This window comes from Pseudomonas oryzihabitans, from assembly GCF_007665395.1.
Classification (GTDB): domain Bacteria; phylum Pseudomonadota; class Gammaproteobacteria; order Pseudomonadales; family Pseudomonadaceae; genus Chryseomonas; species Chryseomonas psychrotolerans_C.
Map to the genome: position 1 here is coordinate 115,904 of NZ_VDND01000012.1, position 26,256 is coordinate 142,159.

At 68.2% G+C, this 26,256-nt stretch carries 24 protein-coding genes; 3 read left to right on the forward strand and 21 right to left on the reverse strand.

Annotated features, from left to right (window positions below):
* Nucleotides 1-13 precede the first annotated feature (13 nt).
* The 14 genes from FSV73_RS21190 to FSV73_RS21255 form a co-directional block, all read right to left on the reverse strand.
* Nucleotides 14-1,195, reverse strand: a complete 1,182-nt coding sequence (locus FSV73_RS21190; RefSeq protein ID WP_145011070.1) for an acyl-CoA dehydrogenase family protein — start codon at nucleotides 1,193-1,195, stop codon at nucleotides 14-16.
* Nucleotides 1,196-2,521, reverse strand: coding sequence for an LLM class flavin-dependent oxidoreductase (locus FSV73_RS21195; RefSeq protein ID WP_145011073.1), 1,326 nt, complete (start codon nucleotides 2,519-2,521; stop codon nucleotides 1,196-1,198).
* Nucleotides 2,518-3,465 (reverse strand): ABC transporter substrate-binding protein, encoded by a 948-nt coding sequence (locus FSV73_RS21200; protein ID WP_145011076.1) that lies wholly within the window; start codon nucleotides 3,463-3,465, stop codon nucleotides 2,518-2,520. The genes FSV73_RS21195 and FSV73_RS21200 overlap by 4 nt, the downstream gene beginning before the upstream one ends.
* A 69-nt stretch (nucleotides 3,466-3,534) precedes the next feature.
* Nucleotides 3,535-4,623, reverse strand: coding sequence for an LLM class flavin-dependent oxidoreductase (locus FSV73_RS21205; protein WP_145011079.1), 1,089 nt, complete (start codon nucleotides 4,621-4,623; stop codon nucleotides 3,535-3,537).
* 751 nt (nucleotides 4,624-5,374) lie between these two features.
* Nucleotides 5,375-6,241, reverse strand: coding sequence for an ABC transporter permease (locus tag FSV73_RS21210; protein WP_145011082.1), 867 nt, complete (start codon nucleotides 6,239-6,241; stop codon nucleotides 5,375-5,377).
* 15 nt (nucleotides 6,242-6,256) lie between these two features.
* The gene (locus FSV73_RS21215) at nucleotides 6,257-7,138 is read right to left on the reverse strand and encodes an ABC transporter ATP-binding protein (RefSeq protein ID WP_145011085.1); all 882 of its coding nucleotides are present in this window, start codon (nucleotides 7,136-7,138) and stop codon (nucleotides 6,257-6,259) included.
* Nucleotides 7,139-7,152: 14 nt separating this feature from the next.
* Nucleotides 7,153-8,034 (reverse strand): TauD/TfdA dioxygenase family protein, encoded by an 882-nt coding sequence (locus FSV73_RS21220; protein WP_145011089.1) that lies wholly within the window; start codon nucleotides 8,032-8,034, stop codon nucleotides 7,153-7,155.
* A gap of 25 nt (nucleotides 8,035-8,059) precedes the next feature.
* A complete protein-coding gene (locus FSV73_RS21225) occupies nucleotides 8,060-9,073 on the reverse strand; it encodes an ABC transporter substrate-binding protein (RefSeq protein ID WP_145011092.1) in 1,014 nt (337 codons plus the stop codon).
* Nucleotides 9,074-9,237: 164 nt separating this feature from the next.
* Nucleotides 9,238-9,921 (reverse strand): TerC family protein, encoded by a 684-nt coding sequence (locus FSV73_RS21230; protein WP_145011095.1) that lies wholly within the window; start codon nucleotides 9,919-9,921, stop codon nucleotides 9,238-9,240.
* A gap of 174 nt (nucleotides 9,922-10,095) precedes the next feature.
* Entirely contained in the window at nucleotides 10,096-10,833 is a 738-nt protein-coding gene (locus FSV73_RS21235; protein WP_145011099.1) for an ABC transporter substrate-binding protein, read from the reverse strand.
* Nucleotides 10,834-10,951: 118 nt separating this feature from the next.
* Nucleotides 10,952-11,668: an ABC transporter ATP-binding protein gene (locus tag FSV73_RS21240; protein ID WP_145011102.1), complete on the reverse strand. Its 717-nt coding sequence runs from the start codon at nucleotides 11,666-11,668 to the stop codon at nucleotides 10,952-10,954.
* Nucleotides 11,665-12,474, reverse strand: a complete 810-nt coding sequence (locus FSV73_RS21245) for an ABC transporter permease (RefSeq protein WP_260856138.1) — start codon at nucleotides 12,472-12,474, stop codon at nucleotides 11,665-11,667. Before FSV73_RS21245 ends, FSV73_RS21240 begins: the two co-directional genes overlap by 4 nt.
* An 8-nt stretch (nucleotides 12,475-12,482) precedes the next feature.
* The gene (locus FSV73_RS21250; RefSeq protein WP_145011105.1) at nucleotides 12,483-13,481 is read right to left on the reverse strand and encodes an aliphatic sulfonate ABC transporter substrate-binding protein; all 999 of its coding nucleotides are present in this window, start codon (nucleotides 13,479-13,481) and stop codon (nucleotides 12,483-12,485) included.
* Nucleotides 13,482-13,498: 17 nt separating this feature from the next.
* Entirely contained in the window at nucleotides 13,499-14,482 is a 984-nt protein-coding gene (locus FSV73_RS21255) for an aliphatic sulfonate ABC transporter substrate-binding protein (RefSeq protein ID WP_260856133.1), read from the reverse strand.
* 259 nt (nucleotides 14,483-14,741) lie between these two features.
* On the opposite strand from FSV73_RS21255, the gene FSV73_RS21260 reads away from it, so the two are divergent.
* From FSV73_RS21260 to FSV73_RS21270, 3 genes are read left to right on the forward strand one after another with little or no spacing between them, the layout of a single operon-like run.
* Nucleotides 14,742-16,109, forward strand: coding sequence for an LLM class flavin-dependent oxidoreductase (locus tag FSV73_RS21260; RefSeq protein WP_145011108.1), 1,368 nt, complete (start codon nucleotides 14,742-14,744; stop codon nucleotides 16,107-16,109).
* A 17-nt stretch (nucleotides 16,110-16,126) separates the two neighbouring features.
* Complete coding sequence (locus FSV73_RS21265; RefSeq protein ID WP_145011111.1) at nucleotides 16,127-16,912, forward strand: MetQ/NlpA family ABC transporter substrate-binding protein; 786 nt, start codon at nucleotides 16,127-16,129, stop codon at nucleotides 16,910-16,912.
* Nucleotides 16,913-16,937: 25 nt separating this feature from the next.
* A complete protein-coding gene (locus FSV73_RS21270; RefSeq protein ID WP_145011114.1) occupies nucleotides 16,938-18,158 on the forward strand; it encodes a monooxygenase in 1,221 nt (406 codons plus the stop codon).
* A 128-nt stretch (nucleotides 18,159-18,286) separates the two neighbouring features.
* On the opposite strand, the gene FSV73_RS21275 is transcribed toward FSV73_RS21270, so the two are convergent.
* From FSV73_RS21275 to FSV73_RS21305, 7 genes are all read right to left on the reverse strand, one after another.
* Nucleotides 18,287-19,048: an ABC transporter ATP-binding protein gene (locus tag FSV73_RS21275; RefSeq protein WP_145011117.1), complete on the reverse strand. Its 762-nt coding sequence runs from the start codon at nucleotides 19,046-19,048 to the stop codon at nucleotides 18,287-18,289.
* Nucleotides 19,045-20,394 carry an ABC transporter substrate-binding protein gene (locus tag FSV73_RS21280; RefSeq protein WP_145011120.1) on the reverse strand — a complete coding sequence of 450 codons (1,350 nt, stop codon included), beginning with the start codon at nucleotides 20,392-20,394 and terminating at the stop codon, nucleotides 19,045-19,047. Before FSV73_RS21280 ends, FSV73_RS21275 begins: the two co-directional genes overlap by 4 nt.
* 196 nt (nucleotides 20,395-20,590) lie before the next feature.
* Complete coding sequence (locus FSV73_RS21285) at nucleotides 20,591-21,544, reverse strand: branched-chain amino acid ABC transporter permease (RefSeq protein WP_260856139.1); 954 nt, start codon at nucleotides 21,542-21,544, stop codon at nucleotides 20,591-20,593.
* Between the two features lie 112 nt (nucleotides 21,545-21,656).
* A complete protein-coding gene (locus FSV73_RS21290) occupies nucleotides 21,657-22,538 on the reverse strand; it encodes a branched-chain amino acid ABC transporter permease (protein ID WP_145011126.1) in 882 nt (293 codons plus the stop codon).
* Nucleotides 22,535-23,332: an ABC transporter ATP-binding protein gene (locus FSV73_RS21295; protein ID WP_145011130.1), complete on the reverse strand. Its 798-nt coding sequence runs from the start codon at nucleotides 23,330-23,332 to the stop codon at nucleotides 22,535-22,537. The genes FSV73_RS21290 and FSV73_RS21295 overlap by 4 nt, the downstream gene beginning before the upstream one ends.
* On the reverse strand, nucleotides 23,329-24,255 hold the full coding sequence (locus FSV73_RS21300) for a long-chain fatty acid--CoA ligase (RefSeq protein WP_145011132.1): 927 nt from the start codon (nucleotides 24,253-24,255) through the stop codon (nucleotides 23,329-23,331). Before FSV73_RS21300 ends, FSV73_RS21295 begins: the two co-directional genes overlap by 4 nt.
* 333 nt (nucleotides 24,256-24,588) lie before the next feature.
* A complete protein-coding gene (locus FSV73_RS21305) occupies nucleotides 24,589-26,211 on the reverse strand; it encodes a methyl-accepting chemotaxis protein (protein WP_145011134.1) in 1,623 nt (540 codons plus the stop codon).
* Between the last annotated feature and the right edge of the window lie 45 nt (nucleotides 26,212-26,256).

Here is a 26,256-nt window from a genome sequence, read left to right on the forward strand (position 1 = left end):
GGAAATCCTAGGGTCAGGTGTAGGCGAGAATGGCGGGATATTGGCCGTTGACGGCATAGCGGCCGACCTCTAGCACCTTGTAGGCCAGGGGGTCGTGCAGGCTGTGGGTGCGGACATCGCGCCAGAAGCGGTCCAGACCCAGGCGGTTGTGGGTAGCGCGGGCGCCCAGGGCATCGAACACCCGGGTGGTGACGTCCAGGGCGGTACGGGCGGCCAGCACCTTGGCGCTGGCCACGGCGATGGCCGTCTCGCCGCGCAGTTCGGCGGTAAAGGCGTCATCGGCCGCCAGCAAGGCATCCACCTGGCGCGCGGCGACATCGGCGAGGGCCACGGCGCCCTGCAAGGCGATCCAGAGGTCACCCACCTGGCTCAACACCAGCTGGTCCTCAGTGGCCGTGACGGCCAGGGAATGCACCCAGGGCCGGGCCTCTTCCTGCAGGTAGCGCCGCGCCTCGCGCAGGGCGCCCTGGGCGGCGCCGAGGTAGTACTGGGTGAACGCCGACTGGTTGACCGGGGTGCGGATCACCGCGGCGAAGTCGCCGTCATCCTCCAGGTCGCAGACCTGGGCTTCCTCGGCGCTGGCCCAGACCTCGGCGAGGGTGAAGCTGCCGCTGTCGCTGCGTGCCACGCCGAAGTGATCCCAGTCGTCGGCATAGGCCAGTCCCGGGCGGTCGGCCGGCAGGGTGACCATCAGCCGCGCCCCGCTTTCCCGGTCACGGGCGCTGATGGTGAGCCGATCGGCGAAGGCGGCGCCGCTGCAGAAACCCTTGCGCCCGGTCAGCCGATAACCGCCGCCAGCGACCGGGGTGGCGAGGATGTCGTCATCCCGTGGATTGACCACCCCGGCCAGCCACAGCCGGCCTTCGGCGATCTCCGCCAGCAACCGGTCCCGCCTGGGCTGGGGCTCGCGACGCAGGTTCACGGTGTTGAGCAGGTGGTAGCCGAAGAGCAACCCCACCGAGCCATCGCCGGCGGCGATCTCGCGCAGCACGCGCATGGCCAGCGACCAGGGCTGGCCGGCGCCGCCGAGGCGCGCGGGAATGACCAGGTTGGTCAGGCCGCTGTCCTTGAGTCTGAGCAACTGGGCATCGGGACGAATCCGGTCGCGTTCGTCGGCGACCACCCGGGCGGCGAATTCGGCACCGATCTCGCGAGCCAGGGCCAGCCAGCCCTCGGCTTCCTTGGATGTACTCATCTAGTCCTCCAGCGGGCCGAGGCCCAGGTGGTCTCTCAGGGTCTCGCCCTGGTACTGGCGCCGGAACAGGCCGCGGCGCTGCAGGTGCGGCACCACGCTCTCGCTGAATTCGACGAAGGAACCCGGCAGGTAGCCGGGGGAAATCACGAAGCCATCGCACCCGCCCGCTTCGAACAGCTCGGCCAGTTGCTCGGCGATCTGGGCGCCGGTGCCTACCAGCTGCGGCACCCGCACGCTGGCGGCGTAGCTGCGGCCCAGTTCGGCCAGGGTGGTCCGCGGGCCCAGCGCCAGCAGCTTCTCGCTGGCGGCCGGCGGCAGGTCGCCGACCGCGGCCACCTCGCCCAACGAGGTATCCAGGGTGAAGCGCGACAGGTCGATATTGAGCTGCGAGCAGAGGGTGATCAGCCCCACCTCGGGCTGCGCCAGGGCGTTGTGTCTTTCCTGCTTGGCGCGGGCCTCGGCTTCGCTGCCGCCGATGAAGGGCATCACCGAGGTGAGGATCTTGCAGCCGTCCGGCGAACGCCCCTGCTCCAGCACCTGGCGGCGCACGTCGTCGCGAAAGGCGCGCATGGCGGCGAGGTTCGGCTGGATGGTGAAGATGGCCTCGGCCCAGCGCGCGCCGAAGCGGCGCCCGCGACCACTGGAGCCGGCCTGGATCAGTACCGGTCGCCCCTGGGGGCTGCGCGGGATATTGAGCGGACCCTCCACCCGGAACCAGTCGCCCTGGTGATCCAGGGCGCGAACCTGCGCCGGATCGGCCAGTACGCCCGCCTCGCGATCCAGGCGCAGGGCCTGCGCTCCCCAGCTGCGCCAGAGCTTGACCGCCACCTCGACGAATTCGTCGGCGCGGTCGTAGCGCAGGTCGTGCTCCAGGTGACGCTCCTTGCCGAACAGCCGACCCTCACTGTCGTTCATCGAGGTGACGATGTTCCAGGCCGCCCGCCCGCGGGAGAGGTGGTCCAGGGTGGCGAAGGCCCGGGCGACGTGAGCCGGTTCGTAATAGGTGGTGGAGCGGGTGCAGCCCAGGCCGAGGTGGCGGGTGTGGGCCACCAGGTAGGAGAGCAGCGGCAAGGGGTCGAGCCGGGTGGCATCCTGGGCACCCAGACGCAGCGCGGTCTCCCGCGAGCCGCCGAGCTGGTCGCCCACGGCCAGGCGGTCGGCGAAGAACAGGAAGTCGAACAGCCCCTCCTCCAACGCCTTGGCCGCGCGCACGTAGTAGTCGGGGTCGAGGAAGTCGCCCTGGGTCTCGGGATGGCGCCAGACGGCGTGGCTATGGATCACCGGGCCGGCCAGCAGGAAGCCGGCGAGGTGCAGTTGACGACTCATCGGCTGGCCTCCCGGGGCGTCTGCAGATAGCGGTTGAAACTCTGGTCATAGAGCGGCTTGACGTCGTAGCGCTGCGGCAGCACCCCGGCCTTGACCAGGAAATCGGCGGTCTTCTGACCGTCGCTGAGGGTCTGGGCACTGATCGGCTCGACCCAGGTGGCGTCGCGGCGGAACCAGCTTTCGGCGATGGCCGGATCGGAGTTGTTGCGCTTGGCCCAGGCCTGGGCATAGACGTCGACGTGATCGCGCGCCCAGCTGCGGGCGCGTTGCAGGCGGGCGACGAAATCACCGATGGCGGCGCGGTTTTCGTCCAAATGGCCGGTGTTGGCCACCACGTAGACCGGGGCCGGCATCAGGTCCTTGGCGGTGACCAGCACCCGCCCGCCCTGGCGCTCCACCATGCTGACGTAAGGTTCCCAGGTGGCGGTGGCGTCCAGGGTGCCCTGGCTCACGGCGGCGACTGCCTCGGTGGGCATCAGGTAGCTGTAGTGCGGCGCATCGCTGGGCAGACCGGCCTGTTCCAGCGCCGAATAGACCAGTTGCTGGCTCCAGGAGCCCTTCCAGATGGCCACCCGCTTGCCGGCGAGATCGGCCACGGTCTTGATCGGCGAATCCTTGCCGACCACGATGGCGGTGCCATCCGGGCGATTGCGGGTCACCGCCACCACCTTGACCGGGCCACCGCGAGCGGCCAGGGCGATCACCGGGGTGTCGCCGACGATGCCCAGGTCGATGGAGCCGACATTGAGCGCTTCCACCACCGGGCCACCGGCGTTGAATCTCTTCCACTCGATCTGGTACGGCAGGTCTTTCAATTCACCAGCCTGCTCCAGCAGGGTGCTGCTGTAGTAGAACTGGTCACCGATGGTGAGGGTGACCGCCTGGGCCAGGCTGGTGAGGGTACCGGCCAACAGGCCGGCGGCGACTAGCAATCCCTTGTTCACGAAGGCGTCTCCTCGAGGGTATCGGGAGCGCTCCGTGGGTACGGTCGCGCCGGTGTTGGAATCTGGTGGTCAACCGGTGCGCCGGGCACCGGCCAGGCGGGCAGCGACCTTCTCCCGAGTCAGGGGGATCAGCTCGCGGCCGTATTCGACGGCATCGTTGAGCGGATCGAAGCCGCGGATCAGGAAGCTGTCGACGCCCAGGTCGTAGTAGTCCAGCAAGGCATCGGCCACCTGTTCGGCGGTACCCACCAGGGCGGTGGAGTTGTGCCCGCCGCCAACCAGGGCGGCGATGCCGGTCCAGAGCCGGCGGTCCACCCGGTCGCCCAGGGCCACGGTGTCGCGCAGGCGCTGGGCGCCCACGGCTTCCGGCTTGGCCGGATGCACCGCGCCCTGGGCATCGAGGCGGGCCTTGGCCTGCTGGCGGATGGCTTCGGCCTTGTCCCAGGCTTCGTCCTCAGTGTCGCCGAGGATCACCCGGAAGGAGACATTGAACTTGGGGGTGCGGCCGTGGCGGGCGGCTTCGGCGCGGACCGCGGCTATAGTCTCGCGGGTCTGGGCCAGGGATTCGCCCCACAGCGCGAAGACATCGGCATGCTTGCCCGCCACCCGCAGCGCCGCCGGCGAGGAACCGCCGAAGTAGACCGGCAGACTCGGTTGCTGCAGCGGCTTGATGGCGGAGAAACCGCCTGCCACCCGGTAATGCTCGCCCTGATGGTCGAAGGGCTGGGCGCTGGTCCACTCCTGGCGCACCACGTCGAGGAATTCCTCGGTGCGGGCATAGCGCTGGTCGTGGTCGAGCCAGTCGCCATCCTTGCGCTGCTCCAGGTCGCTGCCACCGCTGATGATGTGCACCGCCAGGCGGCCGTCGAGCAGGTGGTCGAGGGTCGCCAGCTTGCGCGCCGCCAGGGTCGGGGCGACGAAGCCGGGCCGATGGGCCAGCAGGAATTTGAGCTTTTGCGTCGCCTGGCCCGCCAGGGCGGTGACCAGGAAGCCGTCGGGCTGATCGGACCAGTAGCCGACCAGGATACGGTCGAAGCCAGCCTGCTCGTGGGCCTGGGCGAAGCGGGTGACATAGCCCTTGTCGAAGATGGGACCGGAGGGGGCGATGATCTCCGAGGTGAGGCGATGGCCGATCATGCCGAGGAATTGGACGCTCATGGATGGATCCCGTGCCGAGGTGAAGGGGCGCCTTGCGGGAAGGCGTTGGCTGGGGTCCACCTTAGGCAGGCGGGGCATAAGAAGGAAATTCCTTATGCGCATATCCTAATGCGAGATTTATTTACTGCGCGCATCTAATGAATTGGCAGCCCTGTCGCGGCCATGGCGGTCCGCCGACGCAGCCGCGATCAGCCAAGCGATCCCAGGGCACCGTCGCGTGGAAAACGGCGTGGCCTTTTCCACTGGGGAAGTCTGCTGCGAAGGGCGCCCTCACCCCAGCCCTCTCCCAGAGGGAGAGGGGGTGGTCCGCGCGGGTCGATATGCGTTGTCACCCGGCCAAGCCCGGACGTTGGGCTTTGACGGACGCCGTCGCGTGGAAAGCGGCGTAGCCTTTTCCACTGGGGAAGTTCGCTGCGAAGGGCGCCCTCACCCCAGCCCTCTCCCAGAGGGAGAGTGGGTGGTCCGCGCGGGTCGATATACGCTCAAGCCCGGACGTTGGGCTTCGAAGGAAGCCGTAGCCTGGAAAACGGCGCGGCCTTTTCCACTAGGGAAGTTCTCTGCGAAGGGCGCCCTCACCCCAGCCCTCTCCACAGGGAAAGGGAGTGGTCCGCGCGAGGGTTGAATGCTGCTGTTCCCGGGGCGAAGTCGGTGGCCTGTTGGGCTTCGACGATAAGGCCGCCTCAGCCCAACCTACAGTGCTGTTTCGTAGGTTGGGTTGAGCGCAGCGAAGCCCAACGAAAAGCCTCAGCCCCTACCGCTGCATCCCCCACTTCTTCACCGTCAGCCGCTCCAGGGTGGCGAATACCAGGCCTTCCACCAGCAGGCCGATGATGATCACCGCGGCGAGGCCGGCGAAGACGCGGTCGGTGTAGAGTTCGTTGCGGTTCTGGAAGATGTACCAGCCGAGGCCGCCCTTGCCGCTGGAGGCGCCGAACACCAGCTCGGCGGCGATCAGGGTGCGCCAGGCGAAGGCCCAGCCGATCTTCAGGCCCGAGACGATGGCCGGCAGCGCCGCCGGAATGAGGATCAGACCGACGTATCTCAGCCCCCTGAGGCCATAGTTGCGGCCACCCATGCGCAGGGTGTCGGAGACGCCGAGAAAGCCCGAATAGGTGTTCAGCGCCATGGGCCAGAGCACCGAGTGCACCAGCACGAAGACCAGGCTGTTCTCACCCAGGCCGAACCAGAGCAGTGCCAGCGGCAGCAGGGCGATGGCCGGCAGCGGGTTGAACATGGAGGTCAGGGTATCGAGCAGGTCGCGGCCGAACTGGGTGGAGACGGCCAGGGCGCTCAGCGCCAGGGCCAGGACCACGCCCAGCAGGTAGCCCTTGAGCAAGGTGCCGAGGGAGATGGCCACCTTGGCCGGCAATTCTCCGGTCACCAGGCCGTCCCAGAAGGCGGCGGCGGTCTGCAGGAAGCTGGGCAGCAGCAGGTCGTTGCCCTGCCAGCGCGCCGCCACTTCCCAGACCAGCATGAGGATCGCCAGGATCACCAGCTTGCGTACCCAGGCCTGGCTCCACAGGCGGGTGGCCAGGGGCAGTTCGACCGCCAGCGGCAGGTCGTTTAGGGGCGCGAGCTCGCGCTGGTATTCGGCCCGCACCGGGGGCTGTCGTGTCATGGGTCTACCTCAGGACTAATAGGAAATACGGCCCTGGACGATGGCCTGCTGCAGGCGCAGGCGTTCGTCGGCCACCTCGGGCGGCAGGGTCTGGACGTCGTCCGGGAACAGCAGGTTGTGGATGCGCAGCGCGGTGCTCTGGAAGTCGGCACCGCCGAAATCCTCGAGGCCGAACTGATGGCAGTTGAGTTCGGCGCGCACCCGCCCCGGATGGGGCGACAGCAGCAGGATGCGATTGCCCACCACCAGCGCCTCCTCGATGGAGTGGGTGACGAACAGCAGGGTGAAGCGCACCTCGTCCCAGAGCGTGAGCAGTTCTTCCTGCATCTTGCGCCGGGTCAGGGCGTCCAGGGCGGCGAAGGGCTCGTCCATCAGCAGCACCTTGGGCTGCATGGCCAGGGCGCGGGCGATGGCCACCCGCTGCTTCATGCCGCCGGACAGATGGTGCGGATAGGCATCGACGAAGCGCGCCAGGCCGACCTTGTCCAGGTAGTGCAGGGCCCGCTCGCGGGCTTCGCCGCGACTGGCCTGGCGGCTGGCGAGCAGCGGGAACATGGTGTTTTCCAGCACCGTCTTCCACGGCGGCAGCTGGTCGAATTCCTGGAACACCACGATGCGATCCGGCCCCGGGCCCTTGATCGGCTTGCCCTCCAGGCGGATCTCACCCTGCAGCGGCGGCAGGAAGCCCGCCACCGACTTGAGCAGGCTGGACTTGCCGCAACCGGAGGGGCCGAGCAGGACGAAACGGTCGGCGCCGTAGACCTCGAAGGACACCTGGTGGGTGGCCCGCACCCGGCGGTCGCGGGTGCGGTATTCGAGGTCGAGGTCCTGCACCTGCAGCAGCGGCTGGGTCTGCGCCAGGGCCAGGTGCGGACGGGAAGCGAGAGGAGCGTTCATGGTCGTCTCCTCCCTCAAAAAGGCGCATCGCCCTGGATGGTGGTGCGATACAGCTTGCGTCTCATGTGGTTAGGGCAGCCGGCGGCCAGGTGCAGCAGCGAGCGGTTGTCCCAGAACACCAGGTCGTGGGGTTGCCACTGGTGACGATAGAGGTGCTCGGGCTTGACGCTGTGGGCATGCAGCTCGGCCAGCAGGTCACGGCTCTCGTCTTCCGGCAGGCCGACGATATGGGTGGTGAAACCCTCGCTGACGAACAGCGCCTTGCGACCGTTCTCCGGATGGGTGCGCACCACCGGATGCACCACCGCCTTGACCTCGGCCAGTTGCGCCGCGGTCAGGGTCGGCCGCCAGTTACCCTCGAACTTCGGCTTGGCGTAGGTGGCGGTGTAGGAATGCTCGGCCTGCAAGCCGTCGAGCTGGCGCTTGAGCGCCTCGGGCAGGGTGTCGTAGGCCAGGTGCATGTTGGCGAAGATCGTATCGCCGCCCTCCTCCGGCAACTCCTGGGCATGCAGCATGGAGCCCAGGCTCGGCAGCTCCTTGTAGGACAGGTCCGAGTGCCAGAACTTGCCGGCGTCGCCGAGGCCGATGGGTTGGCCGTCTTCGACGATGTTGGAGACGATGAGGATTTCCGGATGGCCGGCCAGGTGGAATTGCTTGAGCACATGGATCTGCAACTCACCGAAGCGCCGGCTGAAGGCGATCTGCTCGTCGGGGGTGATGCGCTGGTCGCGGAACACCACCACGTGGTGGTCCAGGTGGGCGCGATGGACCCGGGCGAAGTCCTCGGCATTCAATGGCTGGGCCAGGTCGATACCGAGGATCTCGGCGCCCAGGTTGCCGAAGGGACGGATCTCGAAAGCCTGGGCAGCGGCCGGGCGGGGTGCGGCGAGGGTCATGGAGTTTTCTCCTTTGGGGTCCGGCTCAGCTGCCGGGACGCTGGTGGGCTTCGGGGAAGAAATAGTCCTGCCAGGAGGCGGCCTGGTGTTTCAGCACGCCTAGCTCGTGCAGCTTCTGGGCGTAGACGAAGGTGCGCTGCGGCTCGACGGTGAAGTCGATCTCCGGGTCCTCGACGATGCGCTGCACCAGGGCCAGCGGCAGCTTGGAATTCTCCACGCGGAGATAGGCCTCGGCCGCGGCCGCCTTGTTGGCGCGGATGAAGGCCGCGGCTTCCACCAGGGCGTCATAGAAGGCGCGATAGGTCTTGGGATTCTCGTCGTGGAATTTCTCGGTGGTGTAGAGCACGTTGAAGGTGCCCGGCCCGCCGAGGACGTCGTAGCTGCTGAGGATGCGATGGACCTTGGGATTCTCCAGCGCCTGGTACTGGAAGGGCGGGCTGGAGAAGTGGGTGGTGATCTCCGAGCCACCGGCCATCAGGGCAGCGCTGGCATCGGGGTGCGGCAGACTCACGCTGATGGCGTCGAATTTCTTGAACTGGGCGTCGCCGAAGACCTTGGCCGTCTGGATCTGCAGGGTGCGCGACTGGAAGCCCACGCCGGCCGCCGGTACGGCGATGCGATCCTGGTCGGTCAGATCCTTGATGGTCTTTACCTCGGCGCGATTGCTCAGCAGGTAGTTGGGCATGGCGCCCAGGGCGGCGATGGCCTTGACGTTCTGCCGGCCGCGGGTACGGTCCCAGACGGTCAGCATCGGCGGCACCCCGGCCGAGACCACGTCCAGCGAGCCGGCCAGCAGGGCTTCGTTCATGGCGGTGGCGCCGGAGATGCTGTTCCAGTCCACCTGGATGTCCAGCCCGGCGGCCTTGCCATGCTTCTCGATCAACTGCTGATCGCGCACCACGTCGAGGATCAGGTAGCCGATGCCGAACTGCTGGGCGATGCCGATCTTGCCCTCGGCGGCGGCGTTGCCCGCGAAGCCCACGCCCAGCGCGCCGATCAAGGCGGCGATTCCGCCCCATCCCTTCCCTATCCTGCTCATCCACCACGCTCCGTGCCGATCGGCTATCCGAAAGCGTTATAGGCTAATGAGTTGTTATAACCTTTGGTAAAGACGGAATTTGTCTAACCATATGCAGCCAAGGCAGGTAGGCGTCCCCCGCATGTGGGTCCTGGTGCCCTCCTGCCAAATCGGATCCGGCGGTCTCAGGCCGTGGCCGTGCGTCGCGACAGCAGCTGGCCCACCGCCAGGACGAACAGGACACCGAGGACGCCGGCGGCATAGGGTGCCCAGGGCCAGTCGGCGGTGCCGAGCCAGCCTTGCAGCAGTTCGTCGCTGGCGATGAGCTTGCCGGCGATCCAGCCCAGCAGCCCCGCGCCGGCCACTACCAGCCAGCGAAACCTTTCCATGAGCTTCAGGATGAGTTGGCTGCCAAAGATGATGATGGGAATGCTGATGAGCACCCCGGTGATGGCCAGGCCCAGATGCCCCTGGGCCGCACCCGCCACGGCGATGACATTGTCCAGGCTCATCACCACATCGGCCACCATGATGATCCAGATCGCCTTGCCCAGGGTGGTACCGGCCTTGACATCGGCCTCGTCCTCTTCGGGCAGCAACAGCTTGATGCCGATCCACAGCAGCAACACGCCACCGACCACCTTGAGCAGCGGCCAGCCCAGCACGTAGCTGGCGACGAACAGCAGCAGGATGCGCAGGATCACGGCACCGGCGACACCGCCGAGGATGGCCTTGCGCCGTTGCGCCTCGGGCAGGCGCCGGCAAGCCAGGGCGATGACCACGGCGTTGTCGCCGCCGAGCAGGATATCGATGATGACGATCTGCAAGAGACCGGCGAGAAAGGCGGGATCGGACAGGGTGGCGAGCAAGGAACGACCTCGGATCGAAGGGGCTGGGACAGGTCTTTGGCAGCGAAAGGCGTGGATGATTGCATCCAGCCCTCGGCGAGGCGCCAAGAATAGCGCCCCAAGCTGTCATCTTCCCGACGAACCGGCGGCCGGGGCGTATCCCGGCGGCCAGCGCCCGGACGCCCGGCGGCCGCCTCAGGCGCTGGTTGCCGGCACGCCCAGGCGGACGTCGCCCTGACCGCTGGCGGCCAGCTCCCGGGCGACGAAGCCGTTGCGAAGCTGCTCGTCGAGGAAAGCCTGGACGAAGACGGCCGCCGCCGAGCGGCCCTTGGGCACGGCCATGGCCTGGCGGATCTCGGTGAAGCTGTCCGCCAGCACGCGATAGCCGGGATGGACAGCGGCGTAGGTCTCCAGCGGCTGACGCACGCCCGCCACGGCGTCCAGCCCCTGCTCGACGAACCAGCCGATGGCGGCCGACGAGGTGCTCGCCCGCACCAGTTCCGCCTGGGTCAGGGTGCGGCTCAGGTAGAGGTCGTAGGCGGCGCCCTGCCCTACGGCGATACGCCGTCCCGCGCGATCCAGTTCGGCGACCTGGCGGGCGGGATCCTCCTCGCGCAGCAGATAGGTACCCTCGATGATGACGTAGGGCTCGCTGAAGTCGATCTGCGCGGCCCTCACCGGTTCGATGGCCAGGAACGCCAGGTCCCAGGCACCTTGCTCCAGGGCGGCAAAGACCTTGCCGGCGGCATCGTAGGTGATCAGTTGCAGCGGCACGCCCAGGCGCTCGGCCAGGGCGCGGGCCAAGGCCACCGAGACGCCGGTCGGTGCACCATCCGCGCCTCGTTGCGCAAGGACCGGATTGCCATAGTTGATGGCCGCACGCAGGGTGCCCTGGGGGGCCAACTCGGCCATTACCGCTGCAGATGGGATCATAGGAGTTCCTCGGGATCGTCGACGGGAGGGGCGGTGTTGCCGCACCGCTGCCTCCCGATACTGCCCGCTCCGGCCGGATTGCGCACGCCTCCGTTCGGCCATAGCGAAGCCGCTGGGATCACCCCCGCAGCCGCTGCAACGCCTCATAGGCCTCGGCGGCCTGGGCCAGCAGGGCGGGCGCGCGCCGCTCGCGGGGATGGGCTGCGGTGACGGCGAAGCGCTGCTGGACGCGGGACGGCTCGCCGCCCAGGACCAGCACCCGGTCGCCCAGGTAGAAGGCTTCGTCCAGGTCGTGGGTCACCAGCAGTACACCGATGTGATACTGGGCCACCAGGCGTAGCACCAGGTCCTGCAGCTGCCAGCGAGTGAAGGCATCCACCGCGCTGAAGGGCTCGTCGAGCAGCAGCAGCCGAGGGCGGCCATAGAGTCCGCGGGCAATGGCGACGCGCTGGGCCATGCCGCCGGAGAGTTGCTTGGGCAGCAAGGCGCCCTGCCCCTCCAGACCGACGTCGCGCAGCAACTGCGCGATCCAGGCGCGATCGGCCCGCGCACCATCGGCGAAGCCGACATTGGCGGCCACGTCCAGCCAGGGCATCAGCCGCGGTTCCTGGAAGACCACGCCGACGCCGTGGCTGGCGTCGGCGAGGCTCATGCGGCCACTGAAGTCGTCGTCCAGCCCGGCGGCGATGCGCAGCAGGGTGCTCTTGCCGCAACCGCTGGCGCCGAGCAGGCTGACCACCTCGCCGGCGCCCAGCGCCAGGTCGACCCCCTCCAGCACCCGGCGCCCACCGAAGGCCTTGGCGATGCCTTGCAGGGATAACAGCGCCTCGCTCATGACTGGACTCCGTCATAGGTATCGCGCCAGGCCAATGCGCGGCGCTCCAGGCGCAGCAGCAGCTCGTCGCTGAGCTTGCCGAGGATCGCCAGCACCAGGATGGCGGCGATGACGATATCGGGTCGCGAGGTCTCGCGGCCATCGCTGAGCAGATAGCCAAGGCCGGCGGTGGCGGCGATCAATTCGGCCGCCACCAGGAACATCCAGCTCATGCTCAGGGCGCCGCGCAGCCCGGTGAACAGGCTGGGCAAGGCGGCGGGCAGCAGGATGCGGCGGATCAGCGCCGGGCGCGACAGGCGATAGAGTCGCCCCACCTCCACCAGGCGGCGATCCACGTCGCGGATGCCACTGACCAGCGCCAGGTACAGTGGAAAGAAGGCGCCCAGGGCGATCAGCACGATCTTGGGTGTTTCGTCGATGCCCAGCCAGAGCAGCAGCAGGGGTACCCAGGCCAGGCTGGGAATGGCCCGCAGCGCCTGGAACAGCGGATCCAGATAGGCCTCGGCGCGGCGCGACAGGCCCACCCAGGCACCGATCAGCAGGGCCAGGCCCGCGCCGAGGGCGAAGCCGCTGGCGACCCGCGCCAGGCTGGCCGCCAGGTGCCGCCACAACTCGCCCTCCCCCAGCACCCAGAGCGTCCGCAGCACCTCGCTGGGTGGCGGCATCTGGTAGGCCGGCAACCAGCCCAGGCGCACCACGACTTCGAGCACCACGACCAGGCCCAGGGGCAGCACGGCGCCCCGCCAGCGGCCGCTGCCGCTGCGTGCGGGGCGTTGGGCCTGGCCGAGCGGCGCGGCCTGGGTCAGGTCGTCGGTCACGGCGCGGCCACCTTGGCCACCGGCTGCTCAGCCTTGATCACAGCCTGGGCCAGGGCCGGCTGCACCAGCGCATCGACCGCCGCGACGGCGTCCACCCCGGGGCGGACCAGACCCTCTTCCCTCAACAGCGGCGCGGCGCCCTTGAGCGCGGCGACGAACTGCGGCCCCGGCAGCGGCTGGCTGAAATCGGTGCGGGCGAGTTGGCGCTGGGCCACCGCCAGCGGCAGGCCGGAGGCGTTGGCCAGCAGCTCGGCGGTCTCCTGGGGATGGGCCAGGGTCCAGTGACGGGCGTCCTCGTAGGCCCCCAGCACCGCCTTGACCAGCTCCGGCTGCGCCTTGGCGAAGGCTTCGGTGGTGCTCAGCACGCCATAGCTGTTGAAGTCGAGATTGCGATAGAGCAACCGCGAACCCGCCTGCAATTCGCTGGCGGCCATGTGCGGATCGAGACCGGCCCAGGCGTCCACCTGGCCGCGCTCCAGGGCGACACGGCCATCCGGGTGCTGCAGGTGGACGATCTCCACGTCGCTCTTCTTCAGCCCGGCCTCGCGCAGGCTGCGCAAGAGGAACAGGTAGGGATCGGTGCCCTTGGTGGCGGCGATCTTCTTGCCCTTGAGATCGGCGAGGGACTTCAGCGGCGAATCCTTCGGCACCACCAGCGCCGTCCATTCCGGGCGGCTGGCCAGGTACAGCGTTTCGATGGGCGCGCCATTGGCGCGGCTGAGCAGCGCGGCCAGACCCGCGGTGGAGGCGAAGTCGGTGCTGCCACTGTTGAGGTATTCCAGCGAGCGGTTGCTGCCCTGGCTGAACACCCAACGCACGGCAATGCCCTGGTCGGCCAGGCGCTGTTCCAGCAACCCCTGCTCTTTGAGCACCAGGCTGGTGGGCGCGTAGTAGGCGTAGTCCAGGCGGACTTCCTTGGGCAGCGCGGCCTGGGCCAGCAGGGCGCTACCCAGGAGGGCGAGGCCCGCGGCCCAGCGCGGGGTGGTCTTGTGCATGGTGAACTCCTTGTCGTCTAGCGTGCGGTCACGGGGGTGGCGGGGGTCCAGAGCTCCACGGCGGCGGTGTCCACGGCGGTGGGCAGCAGCTTGGCGCGGTAGAAGGCGTCGGCGATGCGTTGCTGCTCGCCGAGGGCGGCGCGATTCACCGGCTGGACGTCGTAGGTGCGGCGGCTGTTGGCCAGCTCGACGGTCGTCTGGTCCAGGCGGCCCCACTGGGGTCCGAGAATACGCGCCGCCTCGGCCGGGTGCTGTTTCACCCACTGCCCGGTCCGCTGCAATTCGGCGAACACCAGGGCCAGCACCTCGGGATGGGCCTGGGCATAGGGCGTGGCGGCCAGGTAATAGCGCTGGTAGCTGGCCAAGCCCTCGCCCGAGGCGAGGATGCGCACCTGCTGCTGGCGCTGGGCGCTGGCGACGAAGGGCTCCCAGGTGACCCAGGCGTCCACCTTGCCATTCTCCAGGGCGGCGCGGCCGTCGGCCGGGGTGAGATAGGCCGGCTGGATGTCGGCGAAGGTCAGGCCGGCCTGCTGCAGGGCAGCGATCAGCAGGTAGTGGCTGCCGGCGGCCTTGGTCACGGCAACCCGCTTGCCCTTGAGATCGGCCAGCGACTTCAAGGACGAACCCTCCGGGACCAGGATGGCCTGGGCCTGGGGTGACGGCGTCTCGCGAGCGAAGTAGGTGAGCTTGGCACCCGCCGCCTGGGCGAATACCGGCACGGTGTCGGCCACGTCGGCGGACAGATCCACGTTGCCGACGTTAAGCGATTCCAGCAGCGGCAGGCCGCTGGAGAATTCGTGCCAGCTCAGGGTGATGCCCTTGGCTGCCAGATCCCGCTCCAGGGTGCCCTGCTCCTTGAGCAGCACCAGCAGGGTGGACGACTTCTGGTAGCCGATCCGCAAGGCGGTATCGGCCTGGACGGCGCCGGCGAGTCCCAGCAGACCCAGGGCGAACAGGCCCTGCCGCAGGCAGGAGCCGAGGGAGAACCGAATGGCGGGCATGGATTCCTCAAAGCATGGCGAACTGATATCCGACCACGATAAGGAATATGCAAAGCGCCTCTTAATATCGATTTGGAATTTGGTTAGAGATCGCCGACGAGGACGCCGCCCTAACGTTATTACCAAAGGCTATTTAAGACATGCCGGTGACTGAGGCTAAGGTATAACGACCGGACCACCGGATCTCTCCCTTCGCCTTGAACCCCGAGGATCCCATGGCTGTGCTCCGGACTCCGTCACCCGCTCAGGCGCCCGCCCCATGAGCGCCCCCGCCAAACAGTTGCTGCTCAACGCCTTCAACATGAACACCGTGGGCCACATCAACCATGGCCTCTGGACCCATCCGCGCGACACGTCCAGCAGCTACCACAGCTTGGGCTACTGGACCGAGCTGGCCCAGTTGCTGGAACGCGGCCTGTTCGACGGCCTGTTCATCGCCGACATCCTCGGCGTCTACGACGTCTATGGCGGCAATGTCGACCTGACCCTGCGCGAATCCATCCAGCTGCCGGTCAACGATCCCTTCCTGCTGGTCTCGGCCATGGCCGCGGCGACCCGGCACCTGGGATTCGGCCTCACCGCCAACCTCACCTACGAGCCGCCCTACCCCTTCGCGCGGCGCCTCTCCACCCTGGACCACCTGAGCGAAGGCCGGGTCGGCTGGAACATCGTCACCGGCTACCTGGACAGCGCCGCGCGGGCCATGGGCCTGGACCGGCAGATCGCCCACGACCGCCGCTACGACCAGGCCGACGAATACCTGGACGTACTCTACAAACTCCTCGAAGGCAGCTGGGCCGATGACGCGGTGGTCCGCGACCGCGCCAACCGCACCTACGCGCGCCCCGAGAGAGTGCGCAAGGTGGTACACCACGGCGAATTCTTCGACGTCGAGGGCTACCACCTCTGCGAACCCTCGCGCCAGCGCACCCCGGTGCTGTTCCAGGCCGGCTCCTCGGATCGCGGCCTGGCCTTCGCCGGACGCCATGCCGAGTGCGTGTTCATCTCCGGGCAGGACCAGGCCGCCACCCGCGCCCAGGTCGAGCGGGTGCGCGGCGCGGCCGTAGCCGCCGGCCGCGACGCGGCGGACGTCAAGCTGTTCATGGGCATCACGGTGATCGTCGCACCCACCGCCGCCGAAGCCCGCGACAAGCACGCCGACTACCTGCGCCATGCCAGCCCCGAGGCCGGCGTCGCCCACCATGCCGCCTCGGTGGGGATCGACCTCGCCGCCTACGGCCTGGATGAACCCATTCGCCCGCAGCGCACCGAGGCCATCGAATCGGCGCTCAAGCGCCTGGTGGCCAAGGACGCCGGCTGGACCCGCCGCAAGCTGCTGGAGCAGCACGCCCTGGGCGGCCGCTACACCGCCATCGTCGGCGATCCCCAGCAGGTGGCCGATGCCCTGCTCGGCTGGATCGACGAGACCGGCCTGGATGGCTTCAACCTGGCCCGCACCGTCACCCCCGAGTGCTACGCCGACTTCATCGACCTGGTGATCCCGGAGTTGCAGAGCCGGGGTCGCTACAAGACCGCCTACGCCGAAGGCAGCTTCAGGCAGAAGCTGTTCGGCCGTGGTGATCGCCTCGATCCCCGCCATTACGGCACCCGCTTCCGCCAGGACTGACCCTTCAAGGACGCCCCATGACCCACCTGAAACCCCTGCTCCTCGCCCTCGGCCTCGTCAGTACCCTGGCCAGCGCCGATCCCCTCAAGATCGGTACCACCGCCGCCTTCGCGCCCCCACTGGAAGTGGCGGTGCAGGAAGCCAAGGCGGCTGGCGTGGACGTGGAGATCGTCGAATTCAGCGACTGGATCGCCCCCAACACCAGCCTCGCCAACCACGACATCGACGCCAACTACTACCAGCACATCCCCTTCCTGGAGAACGCCAAGCGCACCGCCGGCTACGACCTGGTGGCGGTGGCACCGGGGATCATCAACAACGTCGGTCTCTACTCGAAGAAATACCAGACGCTGGCCGCGGTGCCCAAGGGCGCGCGGGTGGCCATCGCCAACGACGCCATCAACGGCGGGCGCGGCCTGTTGCTGTTGGAAAAAGCCGGCTTCATCACCCTCAAGCCCGGCGTCGGCTACCACGCGACGCTGGCGGACATCACCAGCAACCCTCGCGACATCCAGATCGTCGAGCTGGAAGCCGTGCAGCTGGCGCGCTCGCTGGACGACGTCGACGTGGCCCAGGGCTATCCGCACTACCTGCGCCTGGCCAAGACCATCGACCCCAACCAGGCACTGCTCTTCGATGGCCTCGACCATCCCGAGTACGTCATCCAGTTCGTCGCCCGGCCGGACAACAAGGACGACCCGCGCCTGGCCAAGCTGATCGATCTCTACCAGCACTCGCCCAAGGTCCGCGCCGCCCTGGACCAGGCCCACGGCAAGCTCTACCAGCCGGGCTGGAAGCAATGATTCCCGACTCGCCCAAGGAATTGCCATGACAACCATGCCCTGGGGCGCCGCCCCCTCCCCCCGCTATGACGAACTGGTCGCCCCCCTGCGCCCGCTGCTGGCGCGGATCCGCGCCGGGGCGGTCGAGCGCGAGCTCGAACGGCGTCTGCCGGTCGCGGAAATCCGCTGGCTCGTGGACGGCGGCATCGGTGCCCTGCGCGTACCCCTGGACCAGGGCGGCGCCGGTGCCAACCTGCCCGAGCAGTTCGAGCTGCTCATCGAGGTCGCCGCCGCCGACTCCAACCTGGCGCAGGCGCTGCGTGGCCATCTCGGCTTCGCCGAGGACGTGCTGGGCAGCCCCGCGAGCGCGCGCCGTGACCGCTGGCTGCGGCGCCTGGCTGCCGGCGAGCTGGTAGGCCCCGCCTGGAGCGAGGCCGGGCCCCAGGCCGCGCGCGATGAATTCGCCACTCGCCTGGTAGCCCAGGGCGATGGTTGGCAACTGGACGGTACCAAGTTCTATACTACCGGCTCACTGTATGCCGACTGGATCGACGTCGGGGTCACCGGCCCGAACGGTGAATTCCTGTCGGCCACGGTCCGCCGGGACGCCCCGGGCGTAACGGTGGTCGACGATTGGAACGGCTTCGGCCAGACCCTCACCGCCAGCGGCACCGCGCATTTCAGCGCCGTGGCGGTGGCCGCCGAGGACGTCATCGACGCCACGGGACGCTGGCGCTATGCACCGGCCTTCTATCAGCTGGTACACCTAGCGACGCTCGCCGGGATCGGGCGCGCCCTGGCCAGCGAGGTCGCCGCGGAAGTCGCCCGCCGCACCCGCAGTTACAGCAACGGCAATGCCCCGCGCGTGGCCCAGGACCCGCAGATTCTGCAGGTGGTGGGCCGCCTGCAGGGTGCGGCCTACGCCGCCGGGGCGCTAGTCGCGCAGAATGCCCGTACCCTGCAGCTGGCCTACGAGGCGCGGCTGACCCGCGACGAAGCCCAGGAGGAAGCGGCGCGCATCCGCGCCGAACTGGAAACCGCCCAGGCGCAAACCGTCGTCAGCGACCTCATCCTGCAAGCCTGTACCGAAGGCTTCGACGCCCTGGGTGCCTCGGCCACCCTCAAGCCGCTCGCCCTCGACCGCTTCTGGCGTAACGCCCGCACCCTCGCTTCCCATAATCCGAGGGTATACAAGCAACGCATCGTTGGCGACTTCGCGGTGAACGGCACGCCCCCGCCCGAGCAATGGCGTATTGGCGTCGCCTGAAGCGCCAGGATCAGGCCACCTGGTTGTGGCCTATCCGCTGATCGCCGTCCTGGGGCGGGCACCGCCTGGCGAAGCCCGCCGGGACGCCCGGTCGTTCCTCAGCGAGGCGCCGACCGACGTCAGGATACTCAGCCCCGGCCCAGATAGGCCGCCTTCAGCGCTGCGGTGTCGAAGCCTGCAGCAGGCCCGGACTGAACCACTCTGCCGCTTTCCAGTACATAGGCATGCTGGGCGTACTTGAGCGCCACCGCGGTGTTCTGTTCGGCGATGAGAAAGCCCACCCCCTCCCGACGATTCAGGTCGGCGACGATCTCGAAGATCTCCCGCACGATCAGCGGCGCCAACCCCATGGACGGCTCATCGAGCAGGACCAGCCGCGGCTGAGTCATCAGCGCGCGGCCCAGGGCGATCATCTGCTGCTCACCCCCCGAGGTCAGGCCGGCGAGGGTGGCGCGCTTGGTCTTCAGCCGCGGGAACCAGGCATACACCCGCTCCAGGGCCATGGCCAGGACGCGCCGATCCGGGCGGCGCAGGAAGGCACCGCTGCAGAGATTTTCCTCGACGCTCAACTGGGCGAACACGTGACGTCCCTCGAGGACCTGGACGATACCCTGCTGGACCAGCAGATTCGCGGCGCTCTGGGAGATATCACGGCCGCCATAGCGCACTCGACCGCGACTGAGCTGGGCGCGCTCGGCACGGATCAGTCCGGAGATGGCCTTGAGCGTGGTGCTCTTGCCGGCGCCATTGGCCCCCAGGAGCGCGACGATGCCGCCCGCGGGCACCGTCAGCGACACGTCCGCTACCGCCAGGATGCTGCCGTCGTAGACCACTTCGATGGCGTCTACCACCAGCGCCGCGGCGGCGTCCCGAGCCAGCGGCGCGCTCATGGCGCCGCCTCGGCGCCATCCGGGCCGCAGTCGCGCGGCACGACGCCCTGCTCCCTGGCGTAGGCCGCGGCCTTGGCGTCGATCAACGGCCGCAGCAGCGGCCGGTCGGCCTGGATCCAGTCGGTCAGCAAATTCCAGCGCTGGCCGTCCCATTGCTGCACCTTGGCGGCCCCACCCCCCTCGTGGTCACGGCAGGACAAGGCCAGCGGCTGCAGCAAGCCGAGGAAGCCAATGGCCTTGAGGCGTGCATCGTCGAGCCGCAGGTGTTCCAGGCCCCAGCGGCCCTCCTCGCCGGTGAGCGGCCGGTGCCCGAAGTGCCCCTGGGCGGTACGGATCGCCTCCACGGCGATGGCGGCATTCACCAGGCCGGAGTTGTAGTAGACGCTACCGAAGCTGCGCGGGTCCTTGAGGTCGCTCTTGCCCGCCTCGAGGATGTACTTCTTCAAGCGCTGGTGGATATCGAAGGTGGCGCCGCCCGGATAGGGGGTCAAGGCCAGGTAGCCCTTGCCGACGGCGCCAGTGGGCAGCACGTCCTCGTCGGAACTGGCCCAGATGTCGCCGACGATATGGTCCACCGGGAAGCCGAAGCGCGCGGCGGTCTTGATCGCCACCGGGGTGGATACGCCCCAGGTGCGCAGGAAGATCCAATCGGGTCGTACCTGGCGCACCTGGCGCCATTGCGCCGCCTGTTCGTTGCCCGGGTCGGCGACCGGGATCTGGATGTTCTCGAATCCGTACCGCTCCGCCAGCAACGCCAGCGGCGCCTGGGTCTCCCGGCCATAGGCCGAGTCATGGTAGACGGTGGCGATCTTCCTGCCGCGCAGTTTGTCCAGCCCGCCTTCGCGCTCGGCCACGTAGTTGATGAAGGCCGACGCCTCGCTGTAGAACGTCAGCATCACCGGGAAGTTGTAGGGGAAGACCCGGCCGTCGGTAGCCTCGGTGCGGCCATAGCCCAGGGTGATGAGCGGAATGCGATCGGCTTCGGCCTTGCTCGCCAAGGCGTAGGCGGCCGGAGCGCCATTGGGCTGGTAGAGCGCCACCGGGGCGCCATCCAGGCCCTGCTTGAACCGCTCGTAGCACTCGATGCCCTTTTCCGCCGTCCATTCGGTCTCGCATTCGCGCCAGACCAGCTTGACGCCGTTGATGCCGCCCTCCACGTCGTTGATGTAACGCAGGTAGTCGATCATGCCGGCCCAGACCGGGATGCCGCTGGAGGCATAGGCCCCGACCCGGTAGGTGGCCAGCGGGAAGAACTGCTCGGTAGCGGCAGCCTGGGTAGGCAGGCTCTGGGCGAGACCCAGGACGGCCAGCACGGCGGCCAGGGTGCGTTGTACGGGTCGGGTCATACGGGATGCTTCCTTGATTGAAGGTGATGAACCTGTCCCGTGGCCGGGTCGAGGGATGCGCCCCACGCCGTCGCCTGGGTGCGCGGCGTGAAGCGGTCTGTCCTGGGTTGGGTGGCGGCTGCCAGCCGCTGAAGCCGACGACCGACCGGACGACGCCCGCCGGGTCGGCCGGGAGCCGTCGGGCAAATCGCCCTAGCTAAAAGCGCAACGGCCACACCTTGAGGCGGCCGCGGAGTCGTTCGAACAGGCGAACCAGGCCCTCGGGCTCCTTGATGAGAAAGCCGATGATGGCCACGCCGAAGATGATCTTCTGCAGGTTCTGCAATTGCCCGGCATCGATACGACCGCCGAACAGCCATTGGCCCAGGTGATCCAGCAACAGCGGCAGCAAGCTGATGAAGGCGGCGCCGATGAAGTTGCCGGCGATACTGCCGAGCCCCCCGATGATGATGATGAAGAGGATCTGGAAGGAGCGATTGATGTCGAAACTGGCCGCGCTGGCGGTGCCCAGATAGGCGAAGGCCCAGAGCGCGCCGGCGATACCCAGATAGAAGGCGCTGACGGCGAACGCCAGGCGCTTGTCCCGGGCGACCTGGATGCCGATCACCGCCGCGGCGGTATCCATGTCGCGGATGGCCATCCAGTTGCGGCCGATCCGACTGCGTACCAGGTTGACCGCGACCCAGGTCAGCAGCACGACGCAGCTGAGCACCAGCAGGTAGCGCCCCACCGGACCACTCAGATCCCAGCCGAGGAACGCCAGGCGCGGCGCGCTGATGGTGCCGGACGAGGCGTAGTTGTAGAACCAGGGGAACTTGGCGAACAGCCATTCGAGGAAGAACTGCGCCGCAAGGGTGGTCACCATCAGGTAGAAGCCCTTGATGCGTCCGCTGGGAATCCCGAACACCAGTCCGGTCGCGGCCGCTATCACACCGCCTCCGAGCAGCGCCAGCGGCAGCGGAAGCTCCGGTAGCCGCAGCAACACGCCATAGCTGGCGAAGGCGCCCACGGCCATGAAGCCGGCGGCACCCACCGAGGTCTGACCGGCGTAGCCAGTGAGCAGATTGAGGCCGAGCGCTGCCAGCGACAGGACCAGGAAGGGAATCAGGATGGCGTTGAGCCAATAGTCGCTGCCGAGCAGCGGCACCATGACGAAGGCCACCGCCAACAGTGTCCAGAGCGCCGGCGCGCGACGCGGGGCGTGCAGGCGCACGGGCCCGGCAGCCAGCGGAAAGGAAGCGGGAAAAAGGCGGTCCATGCGATTACACCCGTTCGATGGCGCGCTCGCCGAACAGGCCGGCGGGGCGCAGGTAGAGGAAGACGACGGCCAGGACGTAGGCGAACCAGGGGGTGATGCCACCGCCGACCAGCGGACCGAGGTAGGCCTCGGCGAGATTTTCCGCGGCGCCCACGATCAGCCCACCGACGATGGCACCGCCAATGGAAGTGAAGCCGCCGATGATCAATACCGGCAGGGCCTTGAGCACCACCAGCGACAGGGAGAACTGCACCCCCTGGCGAGCACCCCAGAGCAGCCCCGCCACCAGCCCCACCAGCCCGGCCACGGCCCAGACGATGCGCCAGATGCGATTGAGGTCGATGCCGATGGAAAGCGCGGCGCGGGTGTCGTCAGCCACCGCCCGCAGGGCGATGCCCAGCCGCGTGCGGTTGAACAGCAGGCCGAGCACGACCACCAGCAGGCCCGCGACGCCGGCCGCGATGAGGTCGAACTCGCTGACCATGATCTCGCCGAGGAACAGCGGGACGTCGTCGATGCCCAGGTCGAGGGCCCTTACCTGGGCCCCCATCAACCCCTGGGCCAGCCCCTCGAGGATGAAAGACAGGCCCAGGGTCGCCATGAACAGGGTGATCTGCGAGCGATTGGCCAGAGGCCGCAGCACCAGGCGCTCGATGAGCACGGCAGCCACGACCATGACCGCGGCCGCGCCCAGTAGCGCCATGGCGAAGGACCAGCCGTGCTCGTGGAGACTGGCGAACGTCAGGGCGGCGAATAGCAGCATGGCGCCCTGGGCGAAGTTGAAGACGCCGCTGGCCTTGTAGATCAGGACGAAGCCCAACGCCACCAGCGAATAGAGCGTGCCTGCCAGCAGGCCACCGATCAGGGTTTCCAGGAAGAAATTCACGCGGCGGTCTCCTCGGCGCTACCCAGGTAGGCGGCGATCACGTCCGGATTGGCGCGAACCTCGGCGGGCGTGCCATCGCCGACCTTGCGACCGTAGTCGAGCACCACCACGTGGCTGGCGAGGTCCATGACCACGCCGATATCGTGCTCGATGAGCACCACGGTGCTGCCCAGCTCGCGGTTGGCCTCGGCGATGAAGCGGCTCATGGCCTGCTTTTCCTCGCTGTTCATGCCTGCCATGGGTTCGTCGAGCAACAGCAGGCGCGGTCCCGCGATCAGTGCCCTGCCCAGCTCGACCCGCTTCTGCAGGCCATAGGCGAGAGTGCCGACCGCGGTCTCCCGCCAGGGCTGCAACTCGAGCAATTCCAGAATTTCCTCGGCGCGCGCCTGGAAGCGGCTGGCCTCGCGTCGCGCCCGCGGCAGGCCCAGTGCTTGCTCCAGCAGCGTTGCCCGGCCATGGCGCGACAGGCCGGTGAGGAGGTTGTCGCTCACGCTCATACGCTTGAACAGGGCATTGTTCTGGAAGGTGCGGCCGATCCCCTGGCGCGCGGCGGCCAAGGGATGCACCTGCCGCCAGCGCTGGCCGGCGAACACCACTTCGCCGACATCCGGCCGATAGACGCCGTTGAGGATATTGAGCAGCGAACTCTTGCCCGCGCCGTTGGGCCCGATCAAGGCGCAGATCTCCCCTTGAGCGACCCTGAAGCTCAGGCGGTCGAGGGCCTTGACCCCCTTGAACGAAAGCGAGATGTCACGTACCTCCAGCAGAGGTCCAGGCGGCTGCGCCCGACTCATGCTACCCGCTCCAGTTCCGCCAGCCACACACTGTCGCCCGCGGCGGCCAGCTGTTCCACCGCCACCAGGCGCTGAAACCCCAGCAAGCGGCGGATCCGGCGGCGCAATACGCCGCGTACGCCAATCGCCGGGCCCTGGCGTGACCAATCGGCCAGGCGGCGTGCTAGGCTACCGGGCAACGGCAGACGTGCCTCGATTTCCGCCGCCAGCGCCGCCAGTCGCGTGCTGGACAGCAGGAGGCGGGTCGGGGCCACCTCGTGACGATCGCGTACCGCGGCTGCGGGGGTTTCCGGCAGCGCCAACGCCAGCCCCTCCACCAGCCAGAAACGCAGCAGCCGCTGTAGCCCTTCGGGCCATTCACTGCCCTCTTCGTACCACAGCAGTCCGGCCCCCGCAGCGGGATGATCCGCCAGGGTCATCACCACCGACTGTGACGGATGCAGGGTCTGCAGGGCGATCCGGTTGCCGGCGCCGTGCACTGGCAGGGGCGCGCACAGCAGCCCCTCACCGTTCCGGCCGACGGACGACTGCCAGGCTCGTGCCTGGGCCCGGTCATTGGTCCAGAACACCGAGGCCTGGGGCAGCGTAGCCGCGCCCTGGCCGTCGGCGAGCGGAACCAGCAGTACCCGCGCCTCCAGCGTCTGGGCAGCCAGCAGCGTGAATAACAGCCGTGGCTCGCACGCCCCGCTCACCGCCAGTCGCGTACCCTTGCCCACGCCAACGTCCGCCAGGCGCTGACTCAGCGCCTTGACCTCCGCCGCCACGTCGTCCCAGCGCCAAGCCCGCCACTGGCCCCGCTGCTTATGGCGTAGCGCCAGCGCCGTGCCGTCATCCTGCAGGCGGCGGCGCAGCAAGCCCAGCACGTCCAGGGGCTTTACCCAGGCGGGTGCGACGAAGGCGTCGGAAGTGTCGAAGGCGGTCACGAAGAGTACCTGGTCAGTGGTTGGGACGCAGTACCCTTAACAACAACCATGCCATCTTTTGGTTCTTACAGATCAGGCACTTATACCAGCCAACCACAGGAATATCCTACCTCCAGGGCGACAATTGCTGAAGCGCTGTTGGCGGACGGACAGTGGGTACCGGTCGCAAGCCGTCAGCACCGCGCTTGGCAGAGGCCTTGGGGTCGCGCTAATGATGGGAGCCCGGTCCGGGCTCCTGCGGCGGTTCAGTAGCGCCTCGAGGTTTCCACCGAGCAGACGCGCCCCGGGCAGGCGCGCCCGGCTAGAATACAACCGCCTGGGTCACCATTCTCTTCAGAACTGGAAGCGCTGCAGCATTCGCTGCAATTCAGCCGAGGTGCCGTTCAGCTCCTCGATGGCGCTGCCGACCTGGGACGAGGCGTCCGAGTTGCGCACCGACAGGTCGCGGATGTTCACCAGGTTGCGGTCGATTTCCCGGGCGACCTGGGCCTGTTCCTCGGCGGCGCTGGCGATCACCAGGTTACGCTCGTGGATGCCGAGGATCGCCTGGTCGATCTCTTCCAGCGCCTGGCCACTGGCCTCGGCGCTGGCGAGACTGTCGCCCACCTGGCGCGTGCCGCTCTGCATGGCGTCCACCGCCTGGCGGGTGCCGTGCTGGATCCGCGAGACCATCTGCTCGATCTCGGCGGTGGAGCTCTGGGTCCGGCCGGCCAGGGCCCGCACCTCGTCGGCGACCACCGCGAAGCCGCGACCGGCCTCACCGGCGCGGGCCGCCTCGATGGCCGCATTGAGCGCCAGCAGGTTGGTCTGTTCGGCGATGGCGCGGATCACGTCCAGCACCGTCCCGATTTTCTGGGATTCCTCGGCCAGCTCGCCGATGTCGCTTGACGCCTGGTCCATCCCCTGCCCCAGCACGCGAATGGTGGTCAGGGTGTGCCGCACCTGCTGGGTCCCCTTCTGCACCAGCAGCTGCGACTGGTCCGATGCCGCCGACGTGGAGACGGCGTTGCCGGCCACCTCTTCCACCGCGGCGGTCATCTGGTTCACCGCGGTGGCGGCCTGCTGGATCTCGTCATGTTGCTGGGCGACCTCGCCCAGGTTGCGCTGGGTGATGCGACTCACCTCGCCGCAGGCCCCACCCAGCTGATCCGCGGTGGCGTTGATCAACCCCAGCGCCTGGCGCAGGCTGGCCTGCATCCCGGCCAAGGCCTCGAGCAACTGCGAGGGCTCGTCGCGCCCCCTCACCTCCAGGGTCTGCCGCAGATCGCCAGCGGCCATGGCCCGCGCCGCCACGATGGCGGAACGCAGCGGCTGGACGATGCTACGGGTCAGCCCCCAGGCCAGCAGGATCGTCAGCAGCAAGGCCAGGCCCAGCACCCCCAGCGAGCCGATCCAGAGGGTCTGGTAGCGGGCGGCCGCGTCCGCCGTATAGGCGTTGCTTTCTTCGACGTTGACCTTGAGCAGGGCATTGAACAGGTCGCCGGTCTTGTTGGAAGCCTCCTGGATACCCGTGTTGAGCAAGGTCCGCATGGCCTCCACCTCGCCCCGGTCGGACAGGGTCCGATACTGGGCCAGCAGAGTCCGGTAGTCGGCGATGGTGGCGTCCAGTTGTTCGAAGCCGGCGCGGCCCCGGTCGGTGACCACCTGGCGGTAGTCCTGCATCGCCTTATCCAGCAGGCCGATCAAGACCTCGAGCCTGGCCACGGTGGGGGTCAGCACCGCCGGCTCGCGGTTGAGCATCATGCGCAGGGTGATGACGCGGATGCCCAGCTGGTTGTCCCTGATCTGCGCCAGGGCGCGACTGCCCCCCAGCGCGACCGCTTCGGTATGCACCAGGGCGCCACGCAGCGCCTGGGCGTTGTAGATACCTGACAGCCCCAGGAGCAGTACCAGCGCGGCGATGACCGCGAAGCTCACTCCAGCCCGTGTCCCTATGGTGTAGTTGTTCAGATTCATGGAGGCTCTCAGCGACGGAAGAAAGGGTGTCCCTCTCATCTCGAC

Bases quoted from the DNA above. Each gene is read 5' to 3' on its own strand.
- FSV73_RS21255 (WP_260856133.1), bottom strand. From the start codon at position 14,482: ATGCCCGCCATTCGGTTCTCCCTCGGCTCCTGCCTGCGGCAGGGCCTG.
- FSV73_RS21215 (WP_145011085.1), bottom strand. From the start codon at position 7,138: ATGAACGCTCCTCTCGCTTCCCGTCCGCACCTGGCCCTGGCGCAGACC.
- FSV73_RS21285 (WP_260856139.1), bottom strand. From the start codon at position 21,544: ATGGTGCCGCTGCTCGGCAGCGACTATTGGCTCAACGCCATCCTGATT.
- FSV73_RS21295 (WP_145011130.1), bottom strand. From the start codon at position 23,332: ATGAGTCGGGCGCAGCCGCCTGGACCTCTGCTGGAGGTACGTGACATC.
- FSV73_RS21270 (WP_145011114.1), top strand. From the start codon at position 16,938: ATGACAACCATGCCCTGGGGCGCCGCCCCCTCCCCCCGCTATGACGAA.
- FSV73_RS21205 (WP_145011079.1), bottom strand. From the start codon at position 4,623: ATGAGCGTCCAATTCCTCGGCATGATCGGCCATCGCCTCACCTCGGAG.
- FSV73_RS21280 (WP_145011120.1), bottom strand. From the start codon at position 20,394: ATGACCCGACCCGTACAACGCACCCTGGCCGCCGTGCTGGCCGTCCTG.
- FSV73_RS21220 (WP_145011089.1), bottom strand. From the start codon at position 8,034: ATGACCCTCGCCGCACCCCGCCCGGCCGCTGCCCAGGCTTTCGAGATC.
- FSV73_RS21260 (WP_145011108.1), top strand. From the start codon at position 14,742: ATGAGCGCCCCCGCCAAACAGTTGCTGCTCAACGCCTTCAACATGAAC.
- FSV73_RS21190 (WP_145011070.1), bottom strand. From the start codon at position 1,195: ATGAGTACATCCAAGGAAGCCGAGGGCTGGCTGGCCCTGGCTCGCGAG.
- FSV73_RS21250 (WP_145011105.1), bottom strand. From the start codon at position 13,481: ATGCACAAGACCACCCCGCGCTGGGCCGCGGGCCTCGCCCTCCTGGGT.
- FSV73_RS21275 (WP_145011117.1), bottom strand. From the start codon at position 19,048: ATGAGCGCGCCGCTGGCTCGGGACGCCGCCGCGGCGCTGGTGGTAGAC.
- FSV73_RS21240 (WP_145011102.1), bottom strand. From the start codon at position 11,668: ATGAGCGAGGCGCTGTTATCCCTGCAAGGCATCGCCAAGGCCTTCGGT.
- FSV73_RS21195 (WP_145011073.1), bottom strand. From the start codon at position 2,521: ATGAGTCGTCAACTGCACCTCGCCGGCTTCCTGCTGGCCGGCCCGGTG.
- FSV73_RS21225 (WP_145011092.1), bottom strand. From the start codon at position 9,073: ATGAGCAGGATAGGGAAGGGATGGGGCGGAATCGCCGCCTTGATCGGC.
- FSV73_RS21305 (WP_145011134.1), bottom strand. From the start codon at position 26,211: ATGAATCTGAACAACTACACCATAGGGACACGGGCTGGAGTGAGCTTC.
- FSV73_RS21235 (WP_145011099.1), bottom strand. From the start codon at position 10,833: ATGATCCCATCTGCAGCGGTAATGGCCGAGTTGGCCCCCCAGGGCACC.
- FSV73_RS21210 (WP_145011082.1), bottom strand. From the start codon at position 6,241: ATGACACGACAGCCCCCGGTGCGGGCCGAATACCAGCGCGAGCTCGCG.
- FSV73_RS21265 (WP_145011111.1), top strand. From the start codon at position 16,127: ATGACCCACCTGAAACCCCTGCTCCTCGCCCTCGGCCTCGTCAGTACC.